Here is a 22,121-nt window from a genome sequence, read left to right on the forward strand (position 1 = left end):
GTGGCTCTTGGGCGTCCACACCGGCTGTGCGCCGGTCTATGCAGTCGAACCGCAGTCGCGACACCAAGNTGTAAAGCCGCTTCCTGAGCTGCGGATGAAGGCTGACATAGTCTTTCGGCCGGCTCGGGTGGCCGTAGAAGTACGTGGCTGCTTTTGGCATGGCTGCCCTGAACACCATCGCAGGCCAACCGCCAATAGTGAATATTGGGTCGCCAAGATCGATCGAAACGTTGCTCGGGACCGAAAGAACGAAGATTTGCTACGAGATGCCGGTTGGGTGCTGATCACGGTATGGGAGCACGAAGCCCCTAGTGCCGCTGCCTCCCGTGTCGAAGAGACGGTCCGCCGGCGGCGTGCCCTTGCTACCGGGGAGGGGTGCTGAGGATTGATTGATAGGGCAGCGAATGCTGGATGACTCGCGTGGGCTGACACGCCGGGAGATATCAGCCGACGATCTCTGCGCTTGCATCGCAGCGTAATTACATGAGATCAGCAAATGGCGTCCAATGCCTAATTGGATCTTCTTGATAGATGGACCGCATTCGTAGGGCGAATTCAGCCGCCACCGCTGCAGAACTAGCGAGAAGAGGGGCTGCAGCTGCGATCATCTTAAGTTCGCGCGCCTCCCGCAGAACGGTCCAGTCGCGGTCGGAGGTGATATCGTACCCGTAGGCGTCAGTGAGCCTACGGTGCGCTTCGCCATTCCCAAAACGTGCCGCGCCGACAGCGACCGCCGCCAAGTCGACCTGCCACGGTCCGACGCAGGTGGCGTCGAAGTCGCAGAAGACGACCCGGCCAGATGGATCGCGCAGCAGGTTGCCGACATGGGCGTCTCCATGAATCAGCTTTCGCTCCGAACGCTGATTGAGTTTGGCAATCTGTGGCTCTAAGTAGTCGCACCGCGCCTTGAGATAGTCATGATCCTCCGCGCTTAGCCCGTCGGCATCAACCAGGCGTCTACGGGCATCTTCAACCGGATCCCAGGTAGCGACGGAGAAAGGCGGCGAGTCGAGTGCGTGGAAGCGGCGCAAGGCTGAACCCAAGTCTTCCACAGTCGGAGCCGAGGCGTTCCCAGGAACGTAGGTCCACACCGATGCAGTCAGATCGGCGACCTCGATGGGTTGCACGACCTCCGGCGCTAGGCGGATCGTCGGCGCGTCGATCTCGGCGAACCAGCGGGCGAGCTGGACGACCTTCGTGACCCTGTCTCGTAGGCGATGCGTCCGGGCGATCCGGATGACGAGACCAGAACTCGGCAGCGCGAACACCGCATTATTGGTCAGGCGGAGCAGCCGAGCATCCTCGGTCGGGACGCCGAGACCGGCCGCGATCTCCCGCATGGCTCGGGTCATCACTTCTTTCGAGAAGCGTCCGCTCATATGCTGACCGCAGCCCGCGCCTTCAGCGCACGCTCAAACTCGGCGACCTTCGGCATCCTGCGATACTGCCTGAGGTCACGGCGCAGGTTGACGACTCGGTCGACCACGCGGCGGGAGCTGAGGGNGCCAGGAAGAGCGCACTGCACAGGCCGACCTCGTTGAGCACCATGCTGCGGACATTCGCAGGGCCGAAGGCCGCGATGGCGCTCTCCGCACTCTGCACCGCCCGCAAAGCATGTGTGCCCGCTTGCCGTGCCATGTCTCGGTACACCCGACCGTACTGGGCAAGCAGCTCGCCTCGGTCGTAGAAGGCCACCCACGTTGGCTCGCGATCAGGGTCTATGCGCTCGAACTGTTCAGTCGCCCGACCGAGCAGGTTCAGCGCTTCCTGGTGGTCTGCAAGCGCCGCAGCCGAGGCGGCTTCCGCACCCCAGAGTAAAGCCTTCACTGCCGGCGTAGCCCGCGATCCGAGCTGGGTGTGCGCCAACTGCAGNGCCCGTTCAGCGGCAACGAAATGTCGTTGGGCGTCCGAGTGTCGGCCGGCGTCGAGCGCGGTCCAACCGGCCAACTGACGAGCCGCCGCTACTGCGGCGACCAGGCTGGGCGTTAGCCCTGTCGGATGAGACCAGTCCAGCGTGCGGTACACCGACTCAGCGAAACGGGCGATCTCCCGGTAGAGCAGGCCGCCGCCGCTCTCGCGGTCCACCGACCGGTACAGGTCCAGTACGGCGTTCAGCCGTGCGACGTCCGCACTGCCGATGCGGCGCGGCGGGGCATCCCCGGCTCCGCCGACCAGTCCGGCGCCGACCGCCACAGCGGCGATGCCGGCCAGCAGTGCACGCCTGCCCTCGTCAGGTCCGACATGGTTCGAGCCGAATGGAGCGTCTGCCGGGGAGTGCGGGCCGGTTGCGAACCAGAGATGTGTCGGTGGGATGCCAAGTAACGCCGCCCAATGCGCCAGCCGATCCAGGTGCACCAGCGCTGGCCCGTTCTCGATCCGGCTTAGTTGGGCCTGCGTGATCCTGAACCACCGCGCCACCACGGTCTGCGGCAGCGGGCTCCGCCCGTGATACGGGTGGTATCGGTACGCACGAATCACTCGACCGAGGTGCCGCTCGGCCAGCGCGGTCCGCACCGGTTCGTGTTCCCAGAACGACTCCGGCACCACCGGTGGCCCGCTCAAACGATCCCGCTCGGCGGCCTGGCAGGGCGCGCAGCGCCCACTGGAGTTGTCACGGGCCAGGCGTCCGCCGCAGCGGGGACAGTTCGCGAGTGTCACCGGCAACCTCGCTCTCGCGGGTGGCTGTGTCCGAAATCGAGCCTAACCATTCAAACCGATCCGCGGCGTGCCGGTATGCATACCACGCATATCGTCGACGCTCACGTAATGCGAGCTAACCGTTACTGAAAGTATGCCGAGCGTGTATGAAGTCGACGATCACCAGGGAATACAGCCTTGGCCGATCAAGGGTGAGAGTCGACGTATGGCCCGGGGCGGGTGCTGGCTCCGGCGGTACCGCGCTCCCGATCGCGCTTCTCGCCGCTCCCGCCCGCCCCGGTGCCGCTACCGACACCCAACCCCGGAGGCGCCCACCCATGCCCGCCGTACCCGATCACTGCCCCGGCTTGCCCCCGCTCGCCGCCCCGGACGCGCCGACCGTGCGCGTCCCGGTGCCCGAAAGCCGACCGCCCTGTCGCCGCGAGCGCACCCCGTACCCGCGTCGCCCGGGGCACGCCACTGAGCACGTCGGTCCGGGGCAGCTCTCGTGACCGACGAGACGGCGGGCCGGTTCTGGGCGGCGGTGCAGGACCGGTGTTCGGGGCCGCTGTCCGAGCGGGACGCCGTGCTGCTGCACGCCACCCTGCTGCGCCTGCTCGACGGCGGCGACGACCGGCCGGTACGCCTGGCGTCGCTGCGGGTGCTCGGGTCCGCGTACCGCAGTCTGGGTTGGCGGCCCTGGCACGCGGCGGCGATCGGCGGCGCGCTGCTGGCCGTGCCCGGCGTGCGGTGGCGGCGGGTGTGGCGGCTGGTCGAGCGGACCGCGGCCCGGGTGGGCGACGGCCCGGCCTGGTGGCCGGCCGAGGTGGTCGACCGCGACGGCGCCGCCGAGGGCATCGCCGTGCTGACGGTACGACCGTGGTGGCGGCTGCCGCACCGGCCGGGCCAGGCGGTGCCGGTCTGCACGCCGCACCGGCCGGGACGATGGCGGTGGCTGTCGCCGGCCAACACGCCGCGCGCGGATGGGACCGTCGAGTTCCACGTCCGCGCGCTGGCCGGCGGGTCCGTCTCCGGCAGCCTGGTCCACGAGGTACGCCCCGGCGACCTGCTCCATCTCGGCGCGCCCGCCGACTCCGGGCTGGAGCTGACCGACGGGGACGACGATCTGCTGTTGGTGGCCGGTGGCACCGGGCTGGCGCCGCTGCGCGCCCTGGTGGAGCAGGCCGCGCAGGCGCCGGTCGCCCGACGGGCGACGCTGGTCCTCGGCGCGCGCACGTTCAGCGATGTGTACGACGCGATCGCGCTGGACAAGCTCCAGCAGGTCCACGACTGGCTGACCATCGTGCCGGCGTTCTCCGACGACCCGGAGGCCGAGCCGACCGAGCGGGGCACCGCCATCGAGGTGGCGACCCGCCACCACCGGCCCGGCCAGGATGTGCACGTCTGCGGGCCGCCCGCCATGCTCACCACGGCCCGCCGGCGGCTGACCCTGGCCGGCGTGCCAACCGAACGGTTGCACCTGCCGAGGATCGGGGAGCGCTGACGACGACGCACGGGGCAACAGGGCGGCGCCGGTGCCGGTTGCGTCCCGGAGATGCTCGACACCGACCTGCTGGCCGCGTTCACGCCCGCCCGGCCGTACACCAGGGATGTCGTTGCGGGCGCGCCCGCCGCGCCCGGCGTGCACCTGGTGCTCGACGGAGGTGTGGTCGTCTACGTCGGCTACACCAGCAACCTGCGCGCCCGGCTGCGGCAGCACCTCACCGGCAACCGCGACTCGTCGGTGCTGCACGACCAGGTCGGCCAGCTCCTCGACGCGCCGGGTCGCCCGGCGACCCGCGACGAAGTCGCCGGGTGGCTGGGCCGGTGCGAGGTCCGCTGGCAGGAGACCGACAACCCCGAGGGTACGAAGGAAGCGCTGGTGGTGGCGTTGCGTCCCCGCTTCAACCGCCAGGTGCCCCGCACCCGCTGACCATCGGAGATTCAGTTCAGTTCGCGAAAATCCAGGGGCGTCCGTGAGCCGACCCTCGCTATTCTGAGTGCTCGATCCGTTACTCCGAGGAGTTGACGATGGCTGGTGGCTGGGAAGCGGAACCCGCCGCGACGTTCGCCCGGCGCCTCGGGCGGTCCGCCGCCGAGTTGGGCGAGAGTGGCGGCACTACCACCTGCCCCGACATCTGGGAACTCTCCAACGGCGACGTGGCAGTCATCGGCCGCGACCTCACCACCGCGTACGACGGACGCCTGCCGGACGGCGTCAGCGTCGGTCCCGACGAGCGACTGGTCGTCGTTCCGCGCAGCATGATCCGGGCCGCCAAGCCGGACATCCCGGATGCGTGACCTGCTGCGGACGGCGTCCGCCCGACAACTGAGCCTGCCCGAGTACGAGACCGACTTCTACGCCACGGTCGAGTCCGTGGACGGGACGATCCTCAAGACCGAGCGGATCCAGACGTTCCGCGAGCCGGGCAGCCCGAGCTGGGAGGCGTTCGCTGCCGGCCGGTGGGACGAGGCGCTGAGGATCGCCGCACAGCCCAACCCCGAACTGGCGCAGTTCTTCGCCCGCCTCGACGGGATGGGCTCCGGGCTGCACCGGCTGCGGATCGTGGAGCTGCCGCTCACGCCGTACCTGATCTGGGAGCTGAACTTCCTCCGCTACCGCGCCCGGGTGGGGGAGCGGATCGGTGTGCTTGCCGCAGAGGGTGTTTCGGAGTTGGAGCGGGACCACGGCCGGATCCCCGAGCTGATGGTGGCCGGTAGCCGTGCCGTCTATGACGTCCGTTACGACGAGGCGGGGGNCTCGACCGCGCCGAGCCATTCGAGTCGTTCTTCCGTCGGGAGGTCGACGGCCGGACGCCCTCCACCGCTCGCCTGTTGTAGCCTGCCCGCACGAGCGACCGTGGAGGCAGGCGTGCCCCGACTGCGGATGGTCACCGGCCTGGCCCGTCGGTCAGCGACGCCCACGGTGCTGCTGCTCGCTGTGCTGGCCGTGCTCGCCGCGGTGCTCTTCACGCCGATCGGCCTGCTCTGGATCGGTGAGCGTCCCGGCTACGACTGGCCGCTGCTCGGGAACGTCGGCCAGGCGTACGGCGCGGCCTCCGCCATTCTCGCGGCGCTCGCGCTGATCGGCGTGGTCGCCTCCCTGATCGTGCAGGCGCGCGAGGCCAAGGCGGCGCGTGAGCAGGCACTTCGGGCCCTGCACACCGACCTGCTCAAGATGGCCATCGACGATCCCGGGCTGTTGAAGTGCTGGGGCCCGATCGAGGAGTCGACGGATCTGAGCTGGTTCCGCAAGCATGTCTACAGCAATCTGATCGTGACCCACTGGCAGCTCATGTGGGAGGTGGACACCCTGAGCGAGCCGCACTTGGAAGTGCTCGCCGACCAGTTCTTCAAGGGCACCGCCGGCCGACGTTTCTGGGCGGAGGCAAGAGGCCCACGCATGAAGGCCGAGACGTCGCGGCGGGCCCGGCGCTTCACCCTGGTCATGGACCGGCGCTACCAGGCGGCTGTCGAGGCGGGCCCGGCAGCCGACGCGGTATGTGCCCGGCCAGAGTCGAGCAGCCCGGAGCCGAGTCGTCCCGCCGCCTCCCTCGTAAGCGCTGTCGTCCTCGGCGGTGGGATGGCGCTCGCCGGCCACTACCTGGTTCGACGGCTCACCGCTCGTCGAGGTGGGTCCTAGCGGGGCGAGCGGCGCGCAGCGCGTCGACCACGACCGCCCACCGGCTCGGCGTCATCTCGTCCGGCGCCCGCAGCACGTCCCCGCCGTGCACCACCACCCCGGCCTCCCGCAACCGTCGCAGGTTGGGCTGGTAGACCGGATGCGCCGACAGGGCGGCGTTGACCCGGGGGAAGACGTGGATCGGCAGCCCGGTGCCGAGCAGTTCGTTGAGGATGCCCAGCGCCAGCGTGTCGCTCGCGCCGGCCGCCCACTTGTTCAGCGTGTTGAATGTGGCCGGCACGACCGCGGCGGCGTCGGCCGGCGGGTGCGGCTCGGGTCGCCGGGGCGGCGCCACTCGACGCGTACCTGATGACCGGTCTGTTCGGCGAGCGCGTCGCGGTCGAGCCAGCTTCCGGCGACGGGGGTGGCGATGAGGCAGACCCGCCACCCGTCGGCGGCGAGCAGGTCGGCGAGTTCGCCGATCCGCTGGGCCGGGGGAGCGGCGCAGACGACGAGATGGAGCACCGGCGCTTCACTCATGCCGCCAGTTCTACCCGCAAACGGCCCCGCCCGAGCACCGGGTGCTCGGNCGGAGGCGTTAAAAGGGGGCCCCGCCTTTCTGGGTCACGCCGTTGACCTTGAGGGTGTAGGGGGCGTACTGCTGGACCTGCTCGGTGGGCTCGTCGTAGGCGACCACGGCGACCACCTTCGGGAAGAGCGCGAGCAGCGCGAGTTGCGCCCGGTTGAGCGTCAGGCTCGACTTGCCGTCGAACTCGAACTGCCAGGCCAACGAGTGCTTCTCGTCCAGGCCGATGAGCCGCACGTTCCAGTTGGCGACGGCGATCGGCTTGATCTCGGTGGGCGAGTCGAACGGGGCGAGGCTGCTGCCGTCGCTGACCGTGGCGCCCCCGACGGTGACGTCGTCGACGAGCAGGCCGCCCTCGTTGACGCCGCCGTCGCTGACGTAGCGGAAGCCGAGCAGGATGTTCTTGCCGGCGTACGCGGAAAGGTCGAAGCTGTGCGGCTCGAAGCCGTCGGTGGTGCCGTTGAGCGCGGGGCCGAGCGGCCCGTCGGTGGTCTTGTCACCGGCGACGGCGGTGTAGGTGGCGCCGCCGTCGGTGGAGACGACCACGTAGCCGTAGTCGAAGCCCAGCTCCGCGCCGTACTTGGCGAGGAAGCGCAACGTCGGGTCGGCGGTCGGCACGGTGACCGGGGTGACCGCGGCGGCGTCGGTGTTGTTCGCGTTGCCGGAGAACAGCACCGGGTTGCCGGGGCGGTCCGGGTCGTTGTTCACCACGGTCCAGGCCAGCGGCAGCGCCGGCAGCGTCTTCGCGCCCTGGAACGACAACGACCGCAGGTCACGGCCGCGCAGCACGGTGCCGTCGGCCTTCGCGAGCGGGACGTAGTCGGCGCCGTTGGGCGCCGCGCCGGGCGTGGCGTACGCGGCCGGGTTGGCCAGGTTGACGGTGGAGCGCAGGCTCTTCGTGGTCACCCGGCTCTTGGGTACGCCGAGCATGACGCCCGTGCGCGACTCCCCGACGACCTTGTCGACCAGCGTCATGGTCTGGTAGTCGTGGAGCACCTGGTACATGTTCTTCGCGCCCTCGGCCTTGAGCGCCGCGTCCAGGCTGGTCAGTCCCTGCAGGTCGGCGTCGTTGTGCAGCCGGTGCACGATGTCGTTGCCGTAGCGGTCGTAGAGGAACTGGATGAACGCGTACGCGTTGCCGTAGTCGGCCAGCACCGCGTTCGGGTTCGGGCTCTCGCCCCACAGGTTCAGCGAGTTCTCCGGGCCGCCGCAGTCGCGCGGGTTCGCGTTGTACGGCGTCTGCACCGGGCCGAAGCCCTGCNCATCCAGGTGGTCTCGAACGGGTCGCTGTAGTAGTGCGCCAGGTGCTGCCACTCGTGGGCGAACGTGCCCTCGTAGCTGAACGGGCGGGCCGGGCGGCTGGTGCACAGGTCGTCGGTCGGCTCGTTCGGCGGGTTCGCCCCGGTGCGGTGCAGCCAGTCGAACGCGTCGACGGTCATCACGTTGCGGTCGAACAGCTCGTTGAGCTGGGCCGAGAAGAAGCCGGCGATGTACGTCGGCGCGGCCGGGAACTCGTAGTAGTTGTCGTCCCGGACGTTGTCGATCAGGGTGACCGTCTTGTTGCCGCCGCCGGTGTAGTCGCCGCCGAGCAGGGCGTTGCTGCCGTCGCGGTCCGGCGGCCGGCTGAACACCACTGTTTCCTTCGGATACATGTTGGTGTCGAACTCGCGCACGAAGCTCTGCACCTGGGCGTCGGTGATCTGCGTCGACGTGGGGATCTGGTTGCGGCAGTCGTCGGCCGGGAACGCGATGTCGTTGGCGACCCACACCTCGACGTTGTCGCCGACGCCGCGCAGCGTGTAGTCCTTGCGGTAGTAGCTGCCCTGGTAGTCGTCCATGCCGAGCCACTGCCGGACGGTGCCGACCGGCGGCGTCTCCGCCGCGGCGGCCTTCGACCGGGCCTGGGCGCGCTGCTGGTAGCGGGCCGGGGTCTTGACCGGCTTGCCGTCGAGCGTGAAGTCCTTGCGGGTCAGCTCGCGGGTGTCGTCGACGACCAGCTTGGCCTTCGCCTTGGCCGGTGCGGCGGACGCGGCCGTGGCGGGCAGGACGCCGAGGAACGGTAGGACGAGTGCGATGGCTGCGGTACCGGCGATCCGGCTGCGTGCCATTGGCCCCCCTTGTCGGGTGTGCGGAATCCGGCCGACGGGGTCACCGTCGTATCCACCGGAGTGACAGTCACGTCGTTCGTACGCCACACCGTTGCCTTTGGCAACCAGTTGAACGTGTTAAGAAGGGGCCCCGCCTCTACCAAATCCGTTAAGAAGGGCCCCCGCCTTGCAGGTTGTCGAGGATGTGCTGCGCGATGTGCGTGAGGGTACGCACCGGGGGGTCGTCGTCGACTCGCCGCCGGGGGCGGGGAAGAGCACGCTCGTCGTGCGCGCCGCCCACGAACTCGCCGTCACCGGCGAGCCGCTGATGATCGTGGCGCAGACCAACGAGCAGGTTGACGATCTCATCGACCGGCTTGCCCGCAAGGCTCCCGAGCTGCGCATCGGCCGGCTCTCCGCGACCGACTACCGGCCCACCGACCGGGTGGCCGGCCACGGCACGGTCCGGGTCGCGGCGAAGGTCGTCGACCTGGGCGGGCCGGTGGTGACCATCGGTACGGCGGCCAAGTGGGCCACGGTCACCGACGGCACCTGGCCGTGGGCGATCGTGGATGAGGCGTACCAGATGCGCGCGGACGCGCTGCTGCGCGTGGCCGGACGGTTCGAGCGGGCGCTGTTCGTCGGCGACCCGGGGCAGCTCGATCCGTTCTCCACCGTCGAAACCGCCCGCTGGACCGGGCTGACCTGGGATCCGATGCAGTCGGCGGTGGCCACGCTGCTGCGGCACAACCCGGAGCTGCCGGTGCACCGACTGCCGGTGTCGTGGCGGCTGCCCGCCTCCGCCGCGCCGGTGGTGTCCGCCGCGTTCTACCCGTTCACCGGGTTCCGCGCCGGCACCGGGCCGGCCGACCGGGCGCTGACGTTCACCGAGGCCGGTCCGGGCGACGACTACGACGCCTCGGTGGAGCTGGCCGCCGCCACCGGCTGGGCGTTGCACGAGCTGCCGGCCCGGCACACCGTGCGTACCGACGCCGAGGCCGCCTCGGCCTGCGCGGAGCTGGCATTGCGGGTGTTGGCGCGCGGCGCGGTCGCGGTCAGCGAGGCCGCGCCCGGCGGGACCCCGGTGACCGCGGACCGGATCGCCGTCGGGGCCGCGCACCGCGACCAGGTCGCGGCCATCCGGTCCCGGCTGGGCGCGGCCGGCGCGGGCATCACGGTGGACACCGCCAACCGGCTCCAGGGCCGGGAGTACGACGTGACGATCGTGCTGCACCCGCTCTCCGGCCGGCGCGACGCGACCGCGTTCCACCTGGAGTCGGGGCGGCTGTGCGTGCTGGCGTCGCGGCACCGGCACGCCTGCGTGGTGGTGGCCCGGGCCGGGATCGGCGAGCTGCTCGACGCGTACCCGTCGACCGAGCGGGTGCACCTGGACGTGCCGGTGCGGTTCCCGGACGGGTGGGAGGCGAACCAGACCGTGCTGACCCACCTCGACGCGCACCGCGCCTGACGGCCGCCCCGGGCGGTCCGTTTGGATCTTCCGGCGGTGGCGGGCGGTGGGCAGGATGGCCGGATGCATCCTCACGACCCGTACCAGCAGCAGCCGTACTATCCGCCGCACTATCCGCAGCCGGAGCAGGACACGTTCCGGTGGTCGACCGTGCTGTGGGTCGCGGTGCCGGCGCTCCTGGTGATCCTCTGCTGCGCCGGGTGCGTCGTGTCGGGTTTCGCGGGGGCGTTCATGGACGGCTTCCAGGAGGGGTACTCGTCGTCGTAGGCGGGCCCCTCGACGCGCGGGGTTGGCGGTGGTGCAGTAGAACGGGATCATGACCGCAAGCGTGCTGACCTGGCTGGTCGGGGCCGTGGTGGCGGTGGCCGCCGGGTTCCTGGCCACGCTGTTGCCCCGGCGGCGCGCCCGCGCGGAGGGCCGCCGGGTGGCGTGGTCGTCGGCGCGGGCGGCGATCCAAGACGCCACCGTCAGCCGGGACGCGGCCGGTGCGCCGGTGCCCGAGGCGGAGCGGCTGCTGGCCCGCGCCGAGATGCTCGCCGCCGGGCGCGGCGGCCCGGACGCGGCCCGCGCGGCGNGTGCTGCGCTGGTCGCTGCTGGTCGTCGCGGCGGCCGTGCTGGCGGTGTTCCTGGTGGCGCAGCGGCAGAGCGTCGAGGTCAGCTACGGGCGCTCGCCGGCCACGGCGTCGCTGCCGGAGGGCTCGGCCGGTGAGCTGAGCGACGCCACCGTCCCGTCCGTGGCGGAGATGACCGCGCTGGTCGCGGCCGAGCCGGTGGTACGCCTGCCCGGGGCGGTCGCCCGCTGGGACGAAGCCCGGGTCCGTGCCGCCATCGGCGGCGACGACACCCGGATCCTGGTCGCGCCGCCCGGCCTCGACGAGGCGGAACGCCGGCGGGTGAAGGACGTGGAGAACGCCACCATCCGGATCGTCGGCACCGAGGTCGGCGGCGGCTTCTACGTGGCCTCGTCGGACGACCTGCCGAGCTGGCGGGCGCAGTTCGCCACCGGTGACGTCACCGGTCAGGTGCTCGCGCTGATCGCCGCGGTGCGTAAGCAGCCGTCCCCGCCGGACCGCGACGACCTGCGCTGGCGGGAGCCGACCGCCGGTGAGCTGGCGCCGGTGACCGCCGCGCTGCGGGCCACCGGCCGGTACGCGGCACCCGGCGCCACGCTGCCCCGGCTGCCGGAAAAGGCGGCGAAGGAGGCGTTCCCGGGTACGGCCTGGTTCGTGGCGCTGCCGGCCCAGCCGTACGGGACGCCACTGCCGGCGTACGGGCCGGCGCTGCACCGGCTCGCCCCGGACCGGCCGGTGGTGGTGATGTACGGCGGCTGGATCGAGTACCACGGTCCCGCCGCCGCGGACTTCGCCGAGGTGGCCGCCGCCAGCTTCTACGCCCAGTTCGGCGCTCGGCTGAGNACGTGCGGTACGCGGGGCTGTTCGACCGGCCGCTGCCGTACCGGCCGTTCGACCCGCTGCGGGTGGCGTTGCCGGCGCTGCCCTGGATCTTCGCCGGCTGCGTGGCCGGGTTCGTGGTGCTGTCCATCCGCACCGTGCGGGGCACCGGTCGCGGCCGGCCGGGCGAGGGCGGGCCGGGCGGTACGCCGGCGCGGCTGGCCGGGCTCTCCGCGCTGGCCGTGGAGCTGTCCCTGCTCACCGACGCGCATACCGACCCGGCGCTGGTGCGGGGCGTCGGCCGGCTGCGGGCGGCCCGGGACGCCATCGACGACGGGTTGCCCGACCGGCACGTACGCGGGCTGTTGGCCGACGCGGCGGCCGAGCTGGACGCCGTGGCCCGGGACGTGCGGATGCCCGGCTACCGGCCGGACGTCTACCTGCGGACGAGGCTGTCGTGACCGCGACGCCGCGCCGGGTGCTCGGCTGGCTGGTCGGCACCGCGTTCCGCCGGGCGGTGCTGGCCTGCCTGGTGCTGGCCGGGTGGGCGTTGTGGTCCGCCGGCCTCTTCGACGGGCCGGCGGCCCGGCAGGTGCGCGCCTCGTCCGTGTACGCCGCGCCCGGCGTCGACCTGGACCGGGCCGCCGCCGAGCGGGTCATCGGCAACCGGCGGCTGGTGGTGCTGATGATGGCGCCGGGCGCCGATCTGTCGGCGGCGTGCGACGACACCGAGCGCGCCACGCAGGGCACGCTGGTGCTGGCGATGAGCCGCGACGGCGACGACTGGGACACCTACGGCTGCTCCCGCGTGGGCGGCGACAGCCCCCGTGACGTCGGCCGCTCGGTGGTGGTGGAGACCGTGGTCAGCCAGGGGGCGGACGCGTTCGTGGACCGGCCGGTCGAGGCGCTGAAGGTGATCGTGCTGAACTACGACCGGCTGGTCCGGACCGGTCTGATGCCGGACGGCGCCCGCACCATCAGCCCGTCGCTGCCCCGCTACCTGCTGGCCGGCGGCGCGGTCGCCGGGGTGGTGGCCGGCGCGGTGGTGCTGTGGCTGGGTGGCCGGCGGGCCGGTCGCCTGGCCGACGCGCGGCGGGCCGGGCGGGACGCGCGGGCCGACGAGCGGGCCGCGTTGGGTGCCGCCACCGCGGTCCTGGCCCAGCAGATCATCGACCTGGACCGGGCGGGTGGGCCGGGCGGTCCGGCGTACCGGCGGCTGGCCGGCGACTACGTGGGGCTGCTCGACGAGGTGACCGGGTTGGACGACGGCGACGGGCACGCGGCGGGTCGGCTGCGGGAACGGGTGGCGGAGCTGAGCCGTCGGGCGGCGGACCTGGCCGAGGAAGCCTCCGGCCGGGGCGTCCGTGGCGCGTCGGGGCAGGGGCCCGGCGCGACGCCGCGGAAGCGGGCCGGCGAGGTCCCGGCGGCCCGGTCGGGGCGGAACGGGGCGCGGACGCGCGGACGGGGCCGGCGGTGACCCGNCGGCCGGCCAGCTACCGCTGAAGACCTCGGCGGACGTCGCGCTGCGGGCGGCGAAGCCGAACAGCGAGTCGACCCGGGCGGCCTCGGCGGAGCTCGGGTACGGGTTGGTGCAGCTGGTGCCGGCGCTGCCGCCGGACATCAGGATGGCGCAGTTGCCGTTGTAGTTGTCCGGCAGGCCGAGGATGTGGCCGATCTCGTGCGTCATGATGCGCAGCGGCGAGTACTGCTGGGCCTGGTTGTAGTCGATGACCACGCGGCCGTTGCCGAGGCTGGTGCGCTGGGCGTACGACCCGCCGCCGTAGGTGTAGGAGATGACCAGGTTCGACCCGCACTGGGCCATGTTGATGTTGTTCGTGTAGTTGTTCCAGATCGACGCAGCCTGCACCGCCGTGCTGGCGAACGGGCCGGCCTGGCTGGTGGTGAAGCAGACGTTGCGGACGGCGGCGGAGGCCGGTGCCGGGTTGACGGCGACCGCGCCCAGCGCCGCGAGCGTGCCGGCCGCGAGGGTGGCGAGGATCCGGGACAGCTTCGGCGTACGCATGATTCGCACTCCTTGGGGGATGGGGGTGTGCGGACGCCGACAGCCTATAGATAGGCATGAATCAATATCAAGGGGCGGGACGCCTCGGCTCGGCGGCGTGCACCCGGCTTGACCGGCCGGCGGACACTGGATGCGGGTGCTCTTCCTGAGGAGGACGTCATGCGCTGGATCCTCATCCTCATCCCCGTCGTCGTGCTGGTGGTCCTGACGGCCCTGGCGTTGCGGCGTCATCGCCTCCGGCGGAGTCCGGACGCCGGTCAGATCCGCGACCTGGCCGCGTCCGCCGAGGCCCGTCGCCGACTCGACGACCATCGCAACCCGACCGACGGCAGCAACCTGCGGAGCACCGGAGGCGGCAGCCTGTGACGTCGCGGCCGGTGGGCCGGACGCGCGAAAGGGTCGAGGGCTCGACCGGAGGGTGACGATTTGCCCCTTCCCGCAGGAGTCGGTCGAGAGGCGGATTGCGGACAGTGCGTGACTGTCCGGTCGCCGTAGGCTGCCCCGGCATCTGACGCACGGGGGCGCGTCTCGGCTACGGCCACGCGGGTCCCTCGTCGCGCACCGACCGGAGAGGGGTCCACCGTGTCCATTGTCCACCGAGCGCTCGCCGCGCTCGCCGTGGCGGCGCTCGCCGCCACCGTGCCCATCACCGCCGCGGCGGCCGGGGAACCGGCCACCGGCGTCCTCCACCTGAGCGTGACCCGGCCCGACGGCACCCCGATCCAGGGCACCGTCAACGTGGTGGCCGCCGACAGCGGCGACAGCCGGCTGTACGAGCAGCTCGACGAGTCCGGGCGGCTCAGCCTGGAGCTGCCGCCGAACGACTACAAGATCGCCATCGACCCGGCCTACGTGCCCGACCTGCCCGACGAGGTGCTTCGTCAGTGGGTGCCGGGCCGGACGAGTTGGGCCCAGGCCGGCACGGTCCGGGTGTCCGCGGGGGACACGACGGACGTCACCGAGCGGCTGCTCGCGCCCAGCCGGTCCACCCTGCGGGCGCGGGACGCGCGCACCGGCGCCCCGGTCGACGGCGTCTGCGTGTTCGTCGACCCGCGCCGCAACCCGTGCGGCGGGACCGAGGTGACCGTGCCGCCGCTGCTGCCCGGCCCGCAGGAGGTCTGGGTCTACACCGAGTCGGACTCCCACCTGCCCCGGTCCGCCACGGTCACGGTGCTGGCCGACGGCAGCGGCACCGCCGTGGTCGACCTGACCCCGGCCGCGCACGTCGTCACGCGGGTGGTCGACGCCGCGACCGGCGCCGCCGTCGCCGGGGCGTGCGTGCACCTGGCGCCGGCCGGCACCGGCGATCTGCCACCCGCCTATCCGCGATACTGCTCGGACGCGACCGGCGCGGTCCGGCTCGACCTGGTCGAGGCCGGCTCCTGGAACCTGTTCGCCCGCCCGGCGACGTCGTCACCGTACGGCGCGCAGTGGGTCGGCGCGACGGGCGGCACCGGTGACCCGCGCCGGGCCCGCACGGTCACCGTCGACGCCGGGCGGACCGTCACCGTCCCGCCGATCCGCCTCGACCGGGCCGGCGTGGTCACCGGCACCGTGACCAGCACCGCCACCGGTGCGCCGGTGACCGCCGGCAGCGTGACCCTCAGCCACGAGCCCGGCGACGCCACCCCGGAGTGGGGGGTCGAGCTGGACAACCAGGGGTGCTACCGCATCGACTGGCTCGGCCCGTACCGGTGGCCGTTGCTCTTCACCGCCGCCGACCACGCCACGCAGTGGTCCGGCGGGGCGGCCCTGCGGGGCGGGGCCGAACCGGTCGTCGTCCGCGCCGGCGCCACCACCGTCTACAGCCCGGCGCTGCGGGTCGGCACGCTGGTCACCGGTCGGCTGGTCGACCCGGAGGGCCGTGCGGTCAGCGCGGAGCTGACCGTCCGCAACGCGGACACCGGTGAGGTCGTCGGGTGGACGTTGGACAACGACGGCCGGTACGCGCTGCGCGTGCTCGGCCGCCAGTCGGTCACCATGGCCTGGCTCTGGACGCCGCCGTTCGTCCGCTACGCCGGCTGGTACGACGGCGCGACCGGCCCGGCCGACGCCACCCGGGTGACCGTGCCGGCCACCGGCACCCGGCGGCTCGACGTCGAGGTGGACCGCTTCCCGGCCGGCTGACTGCTCCGGCCCCGGGTCGGATGGGCACCCACCCGACCCGGGGCCGGCGTCGGCCTCAGTCCGGCACGTAGTCGAACGTGTCCGGGTTCGGGCCCTGCCGGCCGGACTCACCCTTGTCCAGGGCCGTGATCCGGTCCATCGCGGCGTCGTCGAGCGTGAAGTCGAAGATCGCGAAGTTCTCCTCGATCCGCTTCGGGGTGGTCGACTTCGGGAAGACGATGTCGCCGCGCTGCACATGCCAGCGCAGCACCACCTGGGCCGGGGTGCGCCCGGTCTGCTCGGCGACGTCGACCACGGTCGGGTCGTCCAGCACCTTGCCCTGCGCGATCGGCGACCAGGCCTCGGTGGGGATGCCGTGCGCCGTGCCGTACGCCCGCACCTCCTCGTTGCCGAAGTACGGGTGCACCTCGATCTGGTTCACCGCGGGCACCACCTCCGCCTCGGCGGCCAGCCGCTCCAGGTGCGCCACCTGGAAGTTGGACACGCCGATCGACTTGACCCGGCCGTCGCGGCGGAACTCCTCCAGCACCTTCCAGGTGGCGACGAAGTCGCCGTCGTAGAGGGTGGGCAGCGGCCAGTGGATCAGGAACAGGTCGAGGTAGTCGAACTTCATCTCCCGCAGCGACTGCTCGAACGCCTTGCGGGCGTCGTCCGGGCGGTGGAAGCCGTTGTTCAGCTTGCTGGTCACGTAGACCTCGGACCGGTCCAGGCCGGAGGCGCGCACCGCCTGCCCGACCTCGGCCTCGTTGCCGTACATCTGCGCGGTGTCGATGTGCCGGTAGCCGATCTCCAGCGCGGTGCCGACCGCCTGCGCGGTGTCCTTCGGTTCGATCTGGAACACCCCGAAGCCGAGCTGCGGGATGGAGTTGCCGTCGTTGAGCGAGATGTCCGGAACGCTGTTCGGGGCCATGTCGTGTCTCATCTCCGATCGTTCGGGGGTTGCCCGGGGGAGCGCTTCCACGCGGCGGCTCCCGGGCCGTGCCACCCGGTGTTCCTACCCGCTTCCCGGGCGTCCTCACGGCACCCGGCAGGTGATCTGGGACAACGCGGTCAGCCCCAGATCGCCCGCGCCCACTCCGGGTGGTCGACGAACGGGTTGCGGTTGCCCTGCCAGCGTTCGTAGATGCGCTGGTTGCGGCGCTGCTCGAAGGCGTCCGGCGGGTCCTGCTCGTGCCAGGCGAGCAGTTTCGTCAACCGGCCGAGCCGGGGCGCGCTGCCGTTGGCGACCGAGTCGTTCGGCTCCAGGTCGGGCCAGCCGTCGTCGCCCTCGTACCGGATCGCCATGTAGAGGATCATGCGGGCGACGTCGCCCTTCACCGCGTCCCGCGGCTCGAACGAGTCGGCGTCGGTGTAGCAGCCGGGCGCCTCGGCGACCGCGCCGCCGCCGGAGTCGAAGTCCTTGTTGCCGCGCAGCGAGTTGACCGACACGTCCTCCGGCCGCAGGTGGTGCACGTCGGTGCCGGGGCCGGTGGCGGTGCCGAAGTCGCCGTGCGACTTGGCCCAGACGTGCTCGCGGTTCCAGTCGTTCACGCCGCCGCCGTTGCTGGTCTTGCTCTGCGAGCGTCCGCTGTAGAGCAGGATGACGTTGGCCGGGTTCGCCGGGTCCTGGTCGGTGTCCTTGAGCGCGTCCCACACCTGGTCGTACGTCAGCTTGGTCTGCGTCCTGATGATGGTGTGCAGGGCGGTACGCAGCGCCGGCCCGGTCCGGCCGCTCGCGGCGGCGTAGTAGTCGCCCGGCGTGGCGGTGCCGCCCGGCGTCGGGGTCGCGGTCGTGGTCGGCGTCGGCGTGGTGCCGCCGCCGAGGCTCATCGCGGTCGGGTCCTTCAGGCCGCCATGGCTGAAGTAGGCGGTCAGGGTGCCGGTGGCGGTCACCTGCCGCCCGCGCAGCGACGGGTTGGTCAGCAGCCCGAAGCCGCTCCGCCAGGCGGCCGTGACCTGCACGTACAGCATCCGGCCGGTGCTGGTCTCGCTCGCCTGGTCGGCGATCGCGATGGCGGTGTCCGCGGTGTAGCCGGACGTGATCACCGTGCTGGTCGCGGTCGGTTGACCGATGACGTAGCCGGTGACGGTGGCGGTGCGGCTGTCCTGTGCGGCCAGCGCCTGCGACACGGTGAGGGCGGTCGCCGCCGACGCCGTGTCGGTCACCACCAGGGGGGTCGCGACGGTGGCGGACAGCACGACCGCCGCGATCAGCCGCCCGGGTCGCGAGCGGGTGACGCTCTTCATATTCATGAGCGGCGATGTTAGTCGGTGTCGGGTGAACTGCGGGAGAGCGCGACGCCAACTCTGCGGCCCGGGCCGCTCAGTCGGCGGTCAGGTCCCGCAGGGCCAGCACCGACTTCCAGTTGCGGGCCGTCGCCACCACACCGAGCTTCTTCTCCAGGTGTGCCGTGGTGAACTTCGTCCGTCCGTAGCCGCCGGCCGGGTAGTGCAGGTGCAGCTCCCGGCCGATGAGCGCGTACTCCAGCTCCTCGCCGGCCGGGACGGCCAGCTCGCCGACCCGCGCCGGGTCGGGCGCGGCGGACAGGAACACCACCAGCACGCGGGTCGGGTCGTCCTGACGGCCGGCGTACGGGCTGGCGTCGGCCACGGCGGCCAGCTCACCGCCGTCGCGGACCAGGACCGGCACCCGCAGGCCCAATTCGGCGGTGAGCCGGCCGGCGATGCCCTCGGCCAGGACCTCGCCGCGGGTCGGCGGGCTGGTGAAGACCACATTGCCGCTCTGCAGGTAGGTCCGCACGTCGGTGTGCCCGAGGTCGGTGACGACACGGCGCAGGTCCGCCATCGCCAGACGGGTGGTGCCGACGTTGACGCCCCGCAGCAGGGCGGCGTAGCGAGCCATGGTGCCGAGCCTAGGTCAGCGGTCCGACAGCCGGGCGTAGACGTCGCCGGAACGACCGGCCGGGCGGTACGTCTCCAGCAGCCGCACCAGGCCGGCCGCGTCCAACCACTCGTCGCCGGCGAAGCGCATGGTCTCCACCGGCGAGTAGTTGTAGCGGTAGCCGCCCGCCCCCGCGCCCAGCCGCTCCACCAGGTCCAGTGCGGCGAGCGCGGCGTCGTGCGCCGGTGGGAGGTACTCGAAGGAGAGCCCGCGCAGCGGGTGGCTCAGCCCGGCCAGCACGTCGACCTCGAAGCCCTCCACGTCGATCTTGCAGAACGCCGGTACGCCGTGCCGGGCGACGAGGTCGTCCAGCGTCACCACCGGCACCTCGACCGACCGGTCCCACCGGACCCCGGCGAAGCCCGGGTGCGTGGTCATCGAGTCCTTCCACGACGACGACATGGTGGAGACCGTCGGCGTCGCGGACGACAGCGCCAGCCGTGCCTGCCCGGCCCGCGCGCCGACCGCGGTGGGCTCGATCACGACGCCCGCGTCCCGGCCGAAGGCCAGGCGCAGCACCCGCAGGCAGTCGGGCTGCGGCTCGACCGCGACCACCCGTGCGCCGAGCCGCCGCCAGGTGCGCACCCGTCCGCCGACGTGGGCGCCGATGTCGAAGGCGAGGTCACCCGGCCCGAGGAACCGGCCGTAGAGCTGCCGGGCACGCCGGTGCTTGGCCGGCTGGCCGTGGTAGATGGCGAGGGACCGGGTGATCCCCCAGGCCCGGGCGAGCATCGTCACGACGTTCCTAACTGTGAGTCCTGGACTGCGGTCCGAACGCCCGCAGGAAGCGGTCGCGGAACGACTCCATCGGCCAGACCGGGGCGGCCGGGTCGGGGTTCAACCCGTCCCGCCAGCCCCACCCGGCGATCCGGTCGAGCACGGCCGGGTCCTTAGCCACGATGGTGATCGGCACGTCCCGGCCCGCCCCCTCGCCGGTGATCGCCCGGGTCGGCTGGTGGTCGCCGAGGACGACCAGCACGAGGTCCTCGTCACCGTAGCGTTCCACGTAGGAGATCAGCGTGCGCAACGAGTACACGACGGACCGGCGGTACGCCTCGCGCGTACCCCCGTCCTCGTCGCCGCCGCGGGCCGAGCCCGAGAACACGGACCCGTCGCCGACGTCGTCCCAGTCGATGAGGCGCGGCACCGGACTCCACGGCAGGTGGCTGGAGAGCAGCGCCAGCTCGGCCATCACCGGGGCGTGCCCGGGTGCCCGCTCCCGGCGCTGGAACTCCGCCAGCGTGTACTGGTCCGGCGGGGAGGAGAAACTGAACGGCAGCCCCCGGTAGCCGAGTTCGCCGGCCCCGTAGACCTGGTCGGCGGCGAAGAAGTCGGCCTCCGGCCAGGCCCGGGTGAGCGCCGGCATGACCAGCGTGGTCCGCCACCCGGCGCGCTTGAACGCGCCGTTGAGGGTCAGGCGGTCGCTGTGCACCAGGTTCGTGTAGCGCAACTGGTTGTCGGCCCGGACGCCGGTCAGCAGCGTGGCGTGCGCCAGCCAACTGCCGCCCCCGCTGGTGGACGAGGTGAGGAACGCGCTGCGGCTGCCGTAGCCGGCCGCGCGCAACCGCCGCGTCCCGTCGTCGAGGACGGCGTCCACCTCCGGCGCCAGCTCCGGGTGCTCCACCGCCACCCGGCCGTAGCTCTCCACGAACGTGACCAGGACGTCCTTGCCGCGCAACGCGGTCAGCAACCGGTCGCCGGGTAGGTCCCGGAACGGGTCGTCGGCGGTCTCGGTACGCAGCCGTTCCTGGTCGTGCAGCCCGGCGCGGACCTGGCGGGTGCGGTCGTACACGTCGGTCGCGACCGTGCCGGTGGCGACCGGCACCCCCGGCACGATCTGCGCACCGAGCACGGCGCACGCCATCCAGGCGGCAGCGAACGCGGCGGCGGCCCGGGCGCTCACCACCCGGTGCCCGACCACCACCCGGGCCAGCCGCCGCACCGACAGCGTCACCAGCACCGGTACGGCGACGACCGCGACCACGACCACGACGATCGCGCCCACCTGGGCGGCCCGCCCGTACGACTCGGCCAGGAACTCCGCGCCGGCGCCGACGAAGGCCCAGTCGCCGACCGGGTCGAACCGGCGGTCGAGGAACGTCGAGAAGCCGAGGTCGGTGACCTTCAGGACCAGGACCAGGCCGAGCAGCGCGCCGAACAGCGTGGCCACGATCCGGCGCGGCCTCGCCGGCAGCACCAGGAGCAGGCCGACCGCGACCAGCCCCTCCACCGGGATCCGCAGGAACGCGCCCGGGGTGAGCTGGTCGACGTCGCCCGGTGCGGTCAGGGCGACCAGCACGAGCACGGCGGCCAGCGCGGTGACCGTCCCGGCGCGGATTCGCCGCCCCCGCCGCCCCGCGTCGCCGGTGCCGTCGTCGCCCGCCCGGGTGGCGTCGTCCGTCGGTGGGGCGTCGCGGGTCACGACCGCCCCCCGACCTCGGCCGGGTGGCGGGCGACCAGCACGCCGCCGCCGGGCTGCCAACCGGCGACGCGGGGCGCCGCAGCGGCGGGGCGTACGACGACGTCGCGCACCGCCGCCGGGCCGGCGACCTCGCGCCGGGAGGTCGGACGTGAGCGGTGCCGCCACAGCCACCACACGTCACGGCCGAACGACTCGACCAGCAGCGCGAGCGCGCCCACGAGCACCGCCACGGCCAGCGGCACGGGCAGCACCTCGGCCGCCACCACCGCAAGCGTGATGCCCTGGGTCGCGGCGACGGTCTTGCGCCAGTAGCGGGGTGGCAGCGAACCGCGCAGCCAGGGCAGCACCCGCCCGGCCGCGCCGAAGACGTACCGCATCGCGCCGATCGCGCACACCCAGACGCCCACCTGGCCGGCGACGTATCCGCAGAGCACCAGGAGGAGGAAGGAATCGACCTCCATGTCGAACCGGGCCCCGAGCGCGCTGGCCGTGCCGGTGCGCCGGGCCACCTGGCCGTCGACCCAGTCGAGGGCGAGCGCGACGGTGGTGAGCCCGGCCAGCACCGCGACCGGGACCGGCCGGCTGAACGAGTCGACCACCAGCGCGGTCACCCCGCCGGTCAGCGTCGCCCGGCCCAGCGTCACCCAGTCGGCCGGCCCGAGCCGGTCCGTGCCCGCGCGGCGCAGTCCATGGCGCAGCGCCGCGACCAGCACCGCCCCGAAGAGGAGGCCGGCCAGCCAACCGGGGCGGCCCAGGCCGACGGTGCCGGCGAGCGCGGCCAGCACACCGACCTGGAGGATCGTCCCCGCGAATGGATCTGTCCGAACGACTGTCACCGTGCCTCCGAGTTGCGCGCGTACGGCCCACCGGTTTGTAC

Annotated in this window: 21 protein-coding genes and 2 pseudogenes; 11 read left to right on the forward strand and 12 right to left on the reverse strand. The window is 72.4% G+C overall.

What is annotated here, in order from left to right; all coding sequences use genetic code 11:
* Positions 1 to 479 precede the first annotated feature (479 nt).
* Both B1205_RS18780 and B1205_RS18785 read right to left on the reverse strand, forming a co-directional pair.
* On the reverse strand, positions 480 to 1,379 hold the full coding sequence (locus B1205_RS18780) for a phosphotransferase enzyme family protein (protein WP_254910032.1): 900 nt from the start codon (positions 1,377 to 1,379) through the stop codon (positions 480 to 482).
* A pseudogene (locus B1205_RS18785) lies at positions 1,376 to 2,658 on the reverse strand (helix-turn-helix domain-containing protein). Before B1205_RS18785 ends, B1205_RS18780 begins: the two are co-directional and overlap by 4 nt.
* Positions 2,659 to 3,145: 487 nt before the next feature.
* Here B1205_RS18785 and B1205_RS18790 point away from each other — a divergent pair.
* The 4 genes from B1205_RS18790 (at position 3,146) to B1205_RS31795 (ending at position 6,280) form a co-directional block, all read left to right on the forward strand.
* Positions 3,146 to 4,141: an FAD-binding oxidoreductase gene (locus B1205_RS18790; RefSeq protein ID WP_089156780.1), complete on the forward strand. Its 996-nt coding sequence runs from the start codon at positions 3,146 to 3,148 to the stop codon at positions 4,139 to 4,141.
* A 51-nt stretch (positions 4,142 to 4,192) separates the two neighbouring features.
* Positions 4,193 to 4,570, forward strand: a complete 378-nt coding sequence (locus tag B1205_RS18795) for a GIY-YIG nuclease family protein (protein ID WP_089156781.1) — start codon at positions 4,193 to 4,195, stop codon at positions 4,568 to 4,570.
* Positions 4,571 to 4,668: 98 nt separating this feature from the next.
* Positions 4,669 to 4,938, forward strand: coding sequence for a hypothetical protein (locus B1205_RS18800; protein ID WP_089156782.1), 270 nt, complete (start codon positions 4,669 to 4,671; stop codon positions 4,936 to 4,938).
* A complete protein-coding gene (locus B1205_RS31795; protein ID WP_089156783.1) occupies positions 4,931 to 6,280 on the forward strand; it encodes a DUF6082 family protein in 1,350 nt (449 codons plus the stop codon). Before B1205_RS18800 ends, B1205_RS31795 begins: the two co-directional genes overlap by 8 nt.
* Here the strand turns inward: B1205_RS31795 and B1205_RS31800 are convergent.
* The 3 genes from B1205_RS31800 to B1205_RS31810 form a co-directional block, all read right to left on the reverse strand.
* A complete protein-coding gene (locus B1205_RS31800) occupies positions 6,255 to 6,560 on the reverse strand; it encodes a flavoprotein (RefSeq protein WP_254910034.1) in 306 nt (101 codons plus the stop codon). The genes B1205_RS31795 and B1205_RS31800 overlap by 26 nt on opposite strands.
* Complete coding sequence (locus B1205_RS31805) at positions 6,536 to 6,799, reverse strand: hypothetical protein (RefSeq protein ID WP_254910035.1); 264 nt, start codon at positions 6,797 to 6,799, stop codon at positions 6,536 to 6,538. The genes B1205_RS31800 and B1205_RS31805 overlap by 25 nt, the downstream gene beginning before the upstream one ends.
* 58 nt (positions 6,800 to 6,857) lie before the next feature.
* Complete coding sequence (locus B1205_RS31810) at positions 6,858 to 8,090, reverse strand: choice-of-anchor J domain-containing protein (protein ID WP_254910036.1); 1,233 nt, start codon at positions 8,088 to 8,090, stop codon at positions 6,858 to 6,860.
* A gap of 1,029 nt (positions 8,091 to 9,119) precedes the next feature.
* On the opposite strand from B1205_RS31810, the gene B1205_RS18820 reads away from it, so the two are divergent.
* The 5 genes from B1205_RS18820 to B1205_RS18840 all read left to right on the forward strand — a co-directional run bounded on the left by B1205_RS18820 (position 9,120) and on the right by B1205_RS18840 (position 13,268).
* Complete coding sequence (locus B1205_RS18820; protein ID WP_089156784.1) at positions 9,120 to 10,400, forward strand: AAA domain-containing protein; 1,281 nt, start codon at positions 9,120 to 9,122, stop codon at positions 10,398 to 10,400.
* Between the two features lie 63 nt (positions 10,401 to 10,463).
* Complete coding sequence (locus tag B1205_RS18825) at positions 10,464 to 10,667, forward strand: hypothetical protein (protein WP_089157083.1); 204 nt, start codon at positions 10,464 to 10,466, stop codon at positions 10,665 to 10,667.
* 49 nt (positions 10,668 to 10,716) lie between these two features.
* Positions 10,717 to 11,109, forward strand: a complete 393-nt coding sequence (locus tag B1205_RS18830) for a DUF6403 family protein (protein WP_254910037.1) — start codon at positions 10,717 to 10,719, stop codon at positions 11,107 to 11,109.
* A 708-nt stretch (positions 11,110 to 11,817) separates the two neighbouring features.
* A complete protein-coding gene (locus B1205_RS31815) occupies positions 11,818 to 12,252 on the forward strand; it encodes a hypothetical protein (RefSeq protein ID WP_254910038.1) in 435 nt (144 codons plus the stop codon).
* Positions 12,249 to 13,268 carry a hypothetical protein gene (locus tag B1205_RS18840; RefSeq protein ID WP_254910039.1) on the forward strand — a complete coding sequence of 340 codons (1,020 nt, stop codon included), beginning with the start codon at positions 12,249 to 12,251 and terminating at the stop codon, positions 13,266 to 13,268. The genes B1205_RS31815 and B1205_RS18840 overlap by 4 nt, the downstream gene beginning before the upstream one ends.
* 69 nt (positions 13,269 to 13,337) lie before the next feature.
* Here the strand turns inward: B1205_RS18840 and B1205_RS18845 are convergent.
* Positions 13,338 to 14,045 (reverse strand): annotated as a pseudogene (locus tag B1205_RS18845) (snapalysin family zinc-dependent metalloprotease); the annotation flags it as partial.
* Here B1205_RS18845 and B1205_RS18850 point away from each other — a divergent pair.
* Both B1205_RS18850 and B1205_RS18855 read left to right on the forward strand, forming a co-directional pair.
* On the forward strand, positions 13,974 to 14,180 hold the full coding sequence (locus tag B1205_RS18850; RefSeq protein ID WP_089156785.1) for a hypothetical protein: 207 nt from the start codon (positions 13,974 to 13,976) through the stop codon (positions 14,178 to 14,180). The pseudogene B1205_RS18845 and the gene B1205_RS18850 sit on opposite strands and share 72 nt — an antisense overlap.
* A 216-nt stretch (positions 14,181 to 14,396) precedes the next feature.
* Positions 14,397 to 15,941, forward strand: a complete 1,545-nt coding sequence (locus B1205_RS18855; RefSeq protein WP_140158097.1) for a carboxypeptidase-like regulatory domain-containing protein — start codon at positions 14,397 to 14,399, stop codon at positions 15,939 to 15,941.
* Positions 15,942 to 15,996: 55 nt separating this feature from the next.
* Here the strand turns inward: B1205_RS18855 and B1205_RS18860 are convergent, their stop codons facing one another.
* The 6 genes from B1205_RS18860 to B1205_RS18885 form a co-directional block, all read right to left on the reverse strand.
* The gene (locus B1205_RS18860; protein ID WP_089156787.1) at positions 15,997 to 16,851 is read right to left on the reverse strand and encodes an aldo/keto reductase; all 855 of its coding nucleotides are present in this window, start codon (positions 16,849 to 16,851) and stop codon (positions 15,997 to 15,999) included.
* A 140-nt stretch (positions 16,852 to 16,991) separates the two neighbouring features.
* Complete coding sequence (locus B1205_RS18865) at positions 16,992 to 18,173, reverse strand: endonuclease (protein WP_089156788.1); 1,182 nt, start codon at positions 18,171 to 18,173, stop codon at positions 16,992 to 16,994.
* A 70-nt stretch (positions 18,174 to 18,243) separates the two neighbouring features.
* Entirely contained in the window at positions 18,244 to 18,783 is a 540-nt protein-coding gene (locus tag B1205_RS18870; RefSeq protein ID WP_089156789.1) for a DUF1697 domain-containing protein, read from the reverse strand.
* A gap of 15 nt (positions 18,784 to 18,798) precedes the next feature.
* The gene (locus B1205_RS18875) at positions 18,799 to 19,554 is read right to left on the reverse strand and encodes an FkbM family methyltransferase (RefSeq protein WP_089157084.1); all 756 of its coding nucleotides are present in this window, start codon (positions 19,552 to 19,554) and stop codon (positions 18,799 to 18,801) included.
* Positions 19,555 to 19,567: 13 nt separating this feature from the next.
* Complete coding sequence (locus B1205_RS18880) at positions 19,568 to 21,244, reverse strand: sulfatase (protein WP_254910040.1); 1,677 nt, start codon at positions 21,242 to 21,244, stop codon at positions 19,568 to 19,570.
* Positions 21,241 to 22,080 (reverse strand): CDP-alcohol phosphatidyltransferase family protein, encoded by an 840-nt coding sequence (locus tag B1205_RS18885; protein ID WP_089156790.1) that lies wholly within the window; start codon positions 22,078 to 22,080, stop codon positions 21,241 to 21,243. Before B1205_RS18885 ends, B1205_RS18880 begins: the two co-directional genes overlap by 4 nt.
* Positions 22,081 to 22,121 lie beyond the last annotated feature (41 nt).

This window comes from Micromonospora sp. NBS 11-29 (assembly GCF_002140155.1).
Taxonomy (GTDB): domain Bacteria; phylum Actinomycetota; class Actinomycetes; order Mycobacteriales; family Micromonosporaceae; genus Micromonospora.

Coding starts and splice junctions, on each gene's coding strand:
- B1205_RS18780 (WP_254910032.1), bottom strand. CDS start 1,379: ATGAGCGGACGCTTCTCGAAAGAAGTGATGACCCGAGCCATGCGGGAG.
- B1205_RS18870 (WP_089156789.1), bottom strand. CDS start 18,783: ATGGCTCGCTACGCCGCCCTGCTGCGGGGCGTCAACGTCGGCACCACC.
- B1205_RS18865 (WP_089156788.1), bottom strand. CDS start 18,173: ATGAATATGAAGAGCGTCACCCGCTCGCGACCCGGGCGGCTGATCGCG.
- B1205_RS18875 (WP_089157084.1), bottom strand. CDS start 19,554: ATGCTCGCCCGGGCCTGGGGGATCACCCGGTCCCTCGCCATCTACCAC.
- B1205_RS18795 (WP_089156781.1), top strand. CDS start 4,193: ATGCTCGACACCGACCTGCTGGCCGCGTTCACGCCCGCCCGGCCGTAC.
- B1205_RS18850 (WP_089156785.1), top strand. CDS start 13,974: ATGCGCTGGATCCTCATCCTCATCCCCGTCGTCGTGCTGGTGGTCCTG.
- B1205_RS18860 (WP_089156787.1), bottom strand. CDS start 16,851: ATGGCCCCGAACAGCGTTCCGGACATCTCGCTCAACGACGGCAACTCC.
- B1205_RS18800 (WP_089156782.1), top strand. CDS start 4,669: ATGGCTGGTGGCTGGGAAGCGGAACCCGCCGCGACGTTCGCCCGGCGC.
- B1205_RS18825 (WP_089157083.1), top strand. CDS start 10,464: ATGCATCCTCACGACCCGTACCAGCAGCAGCCGTACTATCCGCCGCAC.
- B1205_RS31805 (WP_254910035.1), bottom strand. CDS start 6,799: ATGAGTGAAGCGCCGGTGCTCCATCTCGTCGTCTGCGCCGCTCCCCCG.